7 protein-coding genes are annotated in these 8,041 nt (G+C 72.0%); 5 read left to right on the forward strand and 2 right to left on the reverse strand.

Going from position 1 to position 8,041, the window contains the following annotated elements:
• Positions 1 to 767, reverse strand: a 767-nt coding sequence (gene mtnA, locus G7A99_RS03690) for an S-methyl-5-thioribose-1-phosphate isomerase (protein ID WP_163138913.1), incomplete at its 3' end; no start/stop codon positions are given.
• A gap of 199 nt (positions 768 to 966) precedes the next feature.
• On the opposite strand from mtnA, the gene G7A99_RS03695 reads away from it, so the two are divergent.
• From G7A99_RS03695 to G7A99_RS03705, 3 genes are read left to right on the forward strand one after another with little or no spacing between them, the layout of a single operon-like run.
• Entirely contained in the window at positions 967 to 2,289 is a 1,323-nt protein-coding gene (locus G7A99_RS03695) for a TRZ/ATZ family hydrolase (RefSeq protein WP_163138914.1), read from the forward strand.
• A 13-nt stretch (positions 2,290 to 2,302) separates the two neighbouring features.
• Positions 2,303 to 3,034, forward strand: coding sequence for a bifunctional 2-polyprenyl-6-hydroxyphenol methylase/3-demethylubiquinol 3-O-methyltransferase UbiG (gene ubiG / locus G7A99_RS03700; protein ID WP_163138915.1), 732 nt, complete (start codon positions 2,303 to 2,305; stop codon positions 3,032 to 3,034).
• A gap of 4 nt (positions 3,035 to 3,038) precedes the next feature.
• Positions 3,039 to 3,704, forward strand: a complete 666-nt coding sequence (locus tag G7A99_RS03705; RefSeq protein WP_163138916.1) for an HAD-IA family hydrolase — start codon at positions 3,039 to 3,041, stop codon at positions 3,702 to 3,704.
• 107 nt (positions 3,705 to 3,811) lie between these two features.
• Here G7A99_RS03705 and G7A99_RS03710 read toward each other — a convergent pair whose 3' ends face one another.
• Positions 3,812 to 5,896 carry an IgaA/UmoB family intracellular growth attenuator gene (locus G7A99_RS03710; protein WP_163138917.1) on the reverse strand — a complete coding sequence of 695 codons (2,085 nt, stop codon included), beginning with the start codon at positions 5,894 to 5,896 and terminating at the stop codon, positions 3,812 to 3,814.
• A gap of 527 nt (positions 5,897 to 6,423) precedes the next feature.
• On the opposite strand from G7A99_RS03710, the gene G7A99_RS03715 reads away from it, so the two are divergent.
• Together G7A99_RS03715 and G7A99_RS03720 are read left to right on the forward strand one after the other, a co-directional pair.
• The gene (locus G7A99_RS03715) at positions 6,424 to 7,299 is read left to right on the forward strand and encodes a squalene/phytoene synthase family protein (RefSeq protein ID WP_018718603.1); all 876 of its coding nucleotides are present in this window, start codon (positions 6,424 to 6,426) and stop codon (positions 7,297 to 7,299) included.
• Positions 7,296 to 8,041, forward strand: a 746-nt coding sequence (locus G7A99_RS03720; protein ID WP_163138937.1) for an SDR family NAD(P)-dependent oxidoreductase, incomplete at its 3' end; no start/stop codon positions are given. The genes G7A99_RS03715 and G7A99_RS03720, both read left to right, overlap by 4 nt.

Here is an 8,041-nt window from a genome sequence, read left to right on the forward strand (position 1 = left end):
CCGACCCCCAGCGCCCGCGCGGCGAGCGCCAGCGGGTAGGTGCCGATCTTGTTGGCGACATCGCCGTTGGCGCTGACACGGTCCGCGCCGACGATCACCCAGTCGACCGCGCCGGTACGCATCAGCGACGCCGCCGCGGCATCGGCGATCACCTCCACCGGGATGCCGTCGGCGAGCAGCTCCCAGGCGGTGAGCCGCGCCCCCTGCAGCCACGGCCGGGTCTCGTCGGCGAACACCCGGCGGATGCGGCCGGCGGCCCAGCCGGTGCGGATCACCCCCAGGGCGGTGCCGAAGCCCGCCGTCGCCAGCGAGCCCGTGTTGCAGTGGGTGAGCACGCCGCAGTCGCGGCCCAGCCGCTCAGCCCCGAGCTCGCCCATGCGACGGTTCGCGGCCACGTCGGCGTCGTGCAGCGCCTGCGCCTCGGCGAGCAGCGCCGCCGCGTCGGCGCCGCCGGCGGCGGCCTCGCGCATGCGCGCCAGCGCCCAGGCCAGGTTCACCGCCGTCGGCCGGGAGGCGGCGAGCGCCGATAGCCCGGCGTCAAAGTCGTCGTCCCTTACCGCCATGGCGGCACCGTAGGCGGCGGCGATGCCGATCGCCGGCGCCCCGCGGACCACCATGTCACGGATGGCCGCGGCCACCCCGCGGGCATCGTGGCAGCGGCGATAGGCGATGCGCTCGGGCAGCACGCGCTGGTCCAGCAGCATCAGCGATCCGTCCGCCGCGTCCCAGGCGACGGCGCGGACCCGGTCGTGTTCGGCGATACTCAACAACACCCTCCGGCAGTCGACCCCCGCGCCACACGTGCGGGGCGCGTCAGTATGCCACACCGGCGGGAAGGGAGCCGGCGGGTGAGCGCGCCCCTCCACCGGGCCTGCGGATTCACCGAAATGTAGCGGGAGCCGTGACGCGCTTAGTAGCATTCCCCCACCAACCCGCCGCACCCGCCACCCGTGCAGGAGGACAGGCATGCAGACAGTCGATCAGGTCATTCACGCCGGCTGGGTGATCCCGGTGGAGCCATCGGGACAGTGCCTGCCGGCGCACAGCGTCGTCATCGACGGCGGGCGGATCGAGGCGGTGCTGCCCACCGACGAGGCCGGCGGCCGCTACGAGCCCCGGGTCGTCCATGACCGCCGCGATCACGCCGTGCTCCCCGGCTTCGTCAACGCCCACACCCACGCGGGCATGAATCTGCTGCGCGGGCTCGCCGACGACCTCCCGCTGATGACCTGGCTCAACGAGCACATCTGGCCGGCGGAGGCCGCCCACGCCGGTCCGGAGTTCGTCCAGGACGGCACCCGGCTCGCAGTGGCGGAGATGCTGCGCGGCGGCACCACCTGCTTCAACGACATGTACTTCTTCCCCGACGTCACCGCCCGCACCGCACGCCAGGCCGGTATCCGTGCCGTGGTGGGGATGATCTTCATCGACTTCCCCACCGCCTGGGCCTCCGGGCCGGACGAGTACATCGACAAGGGACTCGCCGTACACGATGCCTGGCGCGACGACGCCCTGATCACCACGACCTTCGCACCGCACGCGCCCTACACGGTGAGCGAGCCCAACCTCGAGAGGCTGCGTACCATCGCCGACGAGCTCGCCCTGCCGGTGCATATCCACCTCCACGAGACCGCCGACGAGATCCAGCAGAGCCTGGCCGCCACCGGCGAGCGCCCGATCCGGCGCCTCGACCGACTCGGCCTGCTGGGCCCCGGACTGATCGCCGTGCACATGACACAGCTCGAAGACGCCGAGATCGCCCGCATCGCCGAGACCGGCGTACAGGTCGTGCACTGCCCGGAATCCAACCTCAAGCTGGCCAGCGGCCTCGCCCCGGTAGCCGCGCTGGGCGCCGCCGGCGTGAACGTCGCGCTGGGCACCGACGGTGCCGCGAGCAACAACGACCTGGACATGCTCGGCGAGCTCCGCACCGCGGCCATGCTCGCCAAGGGCGTGGCCAGGGACCCGGCGGCCCTGCCCGCTGCCCGGGCTCTGGAAGCGGCCACCCTGGGGGGCGCCCGCGCCCTGGGCCTGGGCGATCGCGTCGGCAGCCTGACCCCCGGCAAGGAGGCCGACGTGATCGCCGTGCGCATGGACGGCATCGAGAGCGCACCGCTCTTCCACCCGATCTCCCAGCTCGTCTACGCCAGCGGCCGCGACCAGGTCAGCGACACCTGGGTCGCCGGACGGCACCTGTTCAACGACGGCGTACTCACGACCCTGGACCAGGAGGAGATCGTACGCCGGGCCCACGGCTGGCGTGATAAGATCGCCGGAAAGCCGTCCTGAGCGCGGAGCCGTCATGTCGCCACTCAGCGAAAACGCCGACCCCGGGGAACTGGCCAAGTTCAACCGCAGCGCCGCCCACTGGTGGGACCCGGAGGGCGAGTTCCGCCCCCTCCACGAGATGAACCCGCTGCGCCTGGACTTCATCGAGGAGGCCACCGGCTCGCTAGCCGGGCGCCGCGTCCTCGACGTCGGCTGCGGCGGCGGACTGCTGGCCGAGGGCATGGCCCGGCGCGGCGCCTGCGTGACCGGCGTCGACCTCGGCGACGAGGGCCTGTCCGTGGCGCGGCTGCACGCCGGCGAGAGCGGCCTGGAGATCGACTACCGCCACGCCTCGGCGGAGACCATGGCGGCCGAGGCCCCCGCCACCTTCGATGTCGTCACCTGCCTGGAGATGATCGAGCACGTCCCCGACCCGGCGGCCGTGGTCGCCGCGTGTGCACGCGCCGCCGCACCCGGGGGGACGGTGGTCTTCTCCACGGTCAGCCGCACGCCCAAGGCCTGGCTGCTCGCGGTCGTGGGCGCCGAGTACGTCGCCGGCCTGCTGCCCCGCGGGACCCACGACTACACCCAGTTCGTGCGCCCCTCCGAGCTCGCGGCCTGGGCGCGCGACGCCGGCCTGTCACTCACCCGGCTCACGGGCATCCACTACAACCCGGTGACCCGGCGATGCCGCCGCTGCCGCGACGTGAGCGTCAACTACATCGCCGCCTTCCGGGCGGACGGGGAGCAGGGGGGGCGGGACTGACGAGATGGCACCGCTGGCCCGCGCCGTCCTCCTCGACCTGGACGGCACCCTGCTCGACACCGCCCCGGACCTCATCGGCAGCCTCAACGACCTGCGCGCCGAGCAGCACCTCGCCCCCCTGCCCGCCGGCCAGCTCGCCACCGTCGTCTCCCACGGCAGCGGCCCGCTGGTGCGGCGGGGCTTCGATATCGATCCGTCCGACACCCGCTTCGCCGGACTGCGCAAGCGCTTCCTGACCATCTACCGCGAGCGCGTTCACCGCGAGACCCGCGCCTTCGCCGGCATGGACGAGCTGCTGGCGGTCCTCGAGGCGCGGCACGTCCCGTGGGGCATCGTCACCAACAAGCCCGGCTGGCTCACCCGGCCGCTGGTGGCTGCGCTCGGCTACTCCGAGCGCAGCGGCTGCCTGATCACCGGCGACGACCTCGCCCTGCGCAAGCCCAACCCCTACCCCGTGCTGCAGGCCTGCGACGCGCTCAACCTGCCCCCGGAGGCGTGCGTGGTCGTGGGCGACGCCCAGCGCGACGTCGAGTCCGGGCAGCGCGCGGGGGCGATCACCCTGGTGGCCCTGTTCGGCTACGTCCACGCCGAGGACCGCGTCACCCACTGGGGGGCGGACGGCCTCATCGGCCACCCCCTGGACATCCTCAACTGGCTCGAGCCGGCCTGACGGAAGCACCGGCGCCACCGCCAGGGTGACGCCTGCGCGGCGGACCACTCGCCAGCCCGAGACCGTTTCCGGCCCTGGTGAGCGGGCCTCGCCGCCGATTCGCGAACCTAGCGCAGGTGCTCGGCGGCCCAGCGCCCGACCTTCTGTTCACGTGCCTTGCTCCGGCGATACCCCTGCCGCGCCAGGTAACCCTGGCTCGCCGCCACGACGAGCAGCAGGATCACCATGAATGGCGGCACGATGCCACGCACGAACGACGGCGCGTCCTCCTCAGGGATGAGCGCCAGACTGAGCGTGTCCCCCTCCAGGCCGACATGCTCGACGACCCCCTGGACACGGAACTCGCGATTGACGGTGTCGCCCAGGAGCTCCGTCAGGGCAAGACCCCGCCGTTCGAGGAACGCCTCCCGTGCGCCGCCCCCCGCCAGCTCGAAGCGGCCCTTCAGCTGCGTACGGACCTGCCCGGAGCGGGACCGGTTCCAGGCCTGGAACGGTTCTTCGACCTCTTTGACGTAGGCGGGAAGGAGAACCTTGAGGAGGAGTCTGGAGAACCAGACGGCGTCTTGCCGGGAGAGCAGCGCCGCATCGTCAGCCGCCAGCAGCGGCGACGACTCGTCGATGCGGTCGAACACGCGCTCCGCCCGGTAGCACCCGTCGGAGACATAGTACTCGTCGCACAGCGCCTTCACATCAGCCTTCAACTCACCCAGCCCGCTGAGAAGGCGGCGGTCGTACCGGCGCATGAGCGCACGCTGGTACCGCGGCAGGTCCACGTCCTCGGCGGGACTGCCGGTATAGAGCCTGAAGATCGCCTCCTGCAGACGCTGGAGCTCGGGCGAAACCGTCACCTCGGGCAGCGCCCGCGCCGGCGCCCCCCACACCAGGCGCGAGCAGTCGAGCATCGAGGTCACCGCCGAACTCGGGCTGCTCAGCCGGCAGCCCGCCTGCCCGGAGATCGCCACAGTGTCCCCCGGCCACAGCGTCACGTCGCGCAGCGCCTGCGGCCCGTCGGCATCGATCTCCTCCGGACCGCTCAGCAGATTCCAGGCCATGGGAAGGGAAACGCTCAGCGGCGAGGCGAGCACCCAGGCCAGGATCAGCAGCAGGGCGGCACCGATGGCGAGAACGGCATGGCGAATCCAGTGGTGGATGGGGAAACGCCGTCGCTGTTCATACAGTGACAGCGAGCCGTGCTGGAGCACGTGCCGTTCCGCGTCGACCTCGACCTCCGCCGCCGTCATCGGTAGGCGCTCCCACAGCGGCGGCAACCACGAACCCGGGTAGGTCAGGTCGAGATACTCCATGCGGGGAACGGCAACACTGATGTTCGTCTCCTGGACGGTCTGCCGCGTCATCACCCGCTCGAGCGGCCCCCTCAGGCGCTTCACGTCCACCGCTTTGCCGCCGATGGGCCACTTCGGCGCGGCGAGATAGCGCCAGACGCCGAGCAGGGCCACGACGAGCGAGGCCGCACAGCCCCAGGCCAGATCGGCATAGGCGAAAACGAGCGCCCCCAGCATCCCCAGAAGACACACAAGCGCGCCCGCGCTGCCGCGCGTCTCGGCGTCCAGTCTCAGCCGGGCCTCCTCACGGGTTTCACGACGCTGCCCGAGCAGGGTCACCGCGCTCTCTTCGGCGCCGTTCCCTCCGTCCCGCGAAGCCGTCGCCGAAGCGCTCGCACCCGTGGTCGCCGTCGCGGAGGAGGAGGAGGAGGAAGAGGCGGCGGAGAAGTCGTCGGAGGCCACGCGGGCCTCGGCGCGCTCGCTGCGCCGGTCGAGCTCGACGGCCTCGGTCAGCGTCCGGCCATTGAGCTGCACCACCAGCGCCGTCCGCTTGGCCAGGACGACCTCCGCCTTGTTGTAATTCGCAAGGACGTTGCGCAGCCGCTGATGCAGCTCGACCTCGACGCCGTCGATGAGGTCGTGATACTGCCCCTGACCGGCATTGTTGCCCGTGATGCCGTGGCGTGCGTACAGCCCGTTGAGCTGACGAACCTCGCCGCCGTACTTGCGCCCGCTGTAGACCTCGCCGAGCGCCGCACGCTCTTCCTCGCTCAGCCCGCGGGAGGGGGCACTGTCCTGAAGCACACGGAATCGGCGCTTCGACGCCCGTCGCCGGCCTTGGTAACTGATCACGCTGACAATCGAGACAATCAGCACGACCCCGAACAAAAGGATCTGTAACCCTTCCATGAGACATCCTGCATCATCGAACGGGGGGACCGTCCACGAACCTGCAAACGGACGAGGCACCGAGGTCCGGCCCGGGAGGTCGACGAACGATAACCGGGCCATAAACCGACGCCCCGCCCTGTTCACGACGGCACGCAAAACACGAAGACAGGCTGCATCTCCTCCTTTGAGAACCATCGTCGCGGGTAGAAACGACGCTGCCGGAGAGGAACGCGCGCCAAGCGCGAAACTCTATCTTTCCCGATGCCCCCCCGCAACGGCGCCCGCCCGCGATGCACACGTCCCCGTCGCACGTCCGCCATCGCCTGACAATCGCCCGTGCTCGCCGCTGCCCGCGGCGACCGCCATACTGCAAGACACGCCTCCCGGCACGGGCCTCCGGGTTTCCCGGTGCCGCCGGCCGCCCCCGGGAGGGCACTCAAAAGCACTGGACCGGGAGGAGTCGGGACGCAGCGACACCCGTGCCTCGCTACGTGGCCGCCTGGCCCGGTATACTCCCCGGCCACCACGCCGCAGCCCTTGGACCCATGCAGCCCCAGCAGTACTGCCGCGACAAGGCCGCCCCGCCGGGCTCCAGCCTCCACTACGCGCTGCTGTTCGCCGACGACGCGGACAGCCGCGAGGCGCTGCTCGCGGTCAACGCCGTGCACGCCGAGCTCACCGCCATCCCCCGCGAGGTCTCCGACCCCGGGGTCGCTGCGGCCAAGCTCGCGTGGTGGCGCGAGGAGGTGGGACGCGCCCTCGACGGCGGCGCCCAGCATCCGGCCGCCCAGGCACTGGCCGCGGCGAATGCGCGCCGGGCCCTGCCGCGGGACGATCTGGAGGCGCTGCTCGACGGGGTCGCCATGGATCTGGAGTACGGCGGCTACCCGAGCTTCCGCGAGCTCAGTGTTTACTGCCACCGCCTCGGCGGCGGGTCGGTACGGCTCGCGGTCGCCGGGTGCGGCGCTGCACCGGACACCGCCGCGACCCTCGCCCACGACCTGGGCATGGCCCTGCCCCTGCTCCGGGGCCTGCGCCGGCTGCGCCCGGAGCTGGAGGCGGGACGGCTGCACCTCCCGGAGGACGAGCTGGCGCAGGCCGGTCTGGAGCGTGGGCAACTGCTGCGCGAGCCCGACAGCGAACCCGTGCGCGCCTTCCTCGACGGGCAGGCCGCCCGGATCATGGACTTTCTCGACAACGCCCTAGCCGCGGTCCCCGACGCGGAGCAGCGGCGCCTGCTGCCGCTGACCGTCCACGCGCGGCTGTACCGTACCCTGCTGGAGCGCCTGCGTGCCGAGGGCATGCCCGTGCTTCAGCAACGCCACCACCTCACGCCCGTGCGCAAGCTCTGGCACGCCTGGCGGCACGCCCGTCGGGCGCGGGCCGCACACCGGCGACACAGCAACGGAGACACACAATGACCGCCCTCCCCGTCCAGCCGCTGCCGATCCCCGACGGGCCCGCCGCACTGTCCGGCCACCGTGTGCTGATCACCGGCGCCGGCAACGGCCTGGGCCGCGCCACCGCGCTGGCAGCCGCGGCCTCCGGCGCCACGGTGGTGCTGCTCGAGCGCACGGTGAAGGCCGCCGAGGCAGTCTATGACGAGATCGTCGCCGCCGGCGGCCCGGAGCCCGCGATCTACCCCATGGAGCTCGCCGGCGTGGGCCCGGACGATCTGGCGGAGCTCGCCGAGCGTCTGCGCGAGGGCCTCGGCGGTCTGGACGCACTGGTCCTCAACGCCGCGGAGATCGGCCAGCCCGCACCGCTGACCCAGTACGACCCGCAGGTCTGGCTGCGCACCCTGCACGTCAACGTCAACGCGACATTCCTGCTCCTGGCCCACTGCGCACCGCTGCTGCTGGAGTCCCCCGCCGGCCGGGTGCTGTTCATCAGCGACGAGGCCGGCCGTGAAGGCGTTCCGTTCATGGGGGCCTACGGGGTCTCCAAGTGGGCGCTGGAAGGGCTCATGCACACCTATGCCGCGGAGCTGCCGGATGACACCCCGCTGCGCCTGGCAAGCGTGGACCCCGGGCCGGTGCGCACCCTGCTGCGGCGCACCGCCTTCTCCGCGGAGACCGAGGGCGCGACCCCGCTGCCGGAGGCGGTGGCCCCGGGCATCGTCGAGCTGCTGGATCCGGCCACCCCGCTGGAGCAGGCGGCACG

This window comes from Arhodomonas sp. KWT (genome assembly GCF_010993615.1).

What these genes read in the sequence shown, in the direction of transcription:
- G7A99_RS03710 (WP_163138917.1), bottom strand. Translation starts at nt 5,896, where the DNA reads ATGGAAGGGTTACAGATCCTTTTGTTCGGGGTCGTGCTGATTGTCTCG.
- G7A99_RS03695 (WP_163138914.1), top strand. Translation starts at nt 967, where the DNA reads ATGCAGACAGTCGATCAGGTCATTCACGCCGGCTGGGTGATCCCGGTG.
- G7A99_RS03705 (WP_163138916.1), top strand. Translation starts at nt 3,039, where the DNA reads ATGGCACCGCTGGCCCGCGCCGTCCTCCTCGACCTGGACGGCACCCTG.
- ubiG (WP_163138915.1), top strand. Translation starts at nt 2,303, where the DNA reads ATGTCGCCACTCAGCGAAAACGCCGACCCCGGGGAACTGGCCAAGTTC.
- G7A99_RS03715 (WP_018718603.1), top strand. Translation starts at nt 6,424, where the DNA reads ATGCAGCCCCAGCAGTACTGCCGCGACAAGGCCGCCCCGCCGGGCTCC.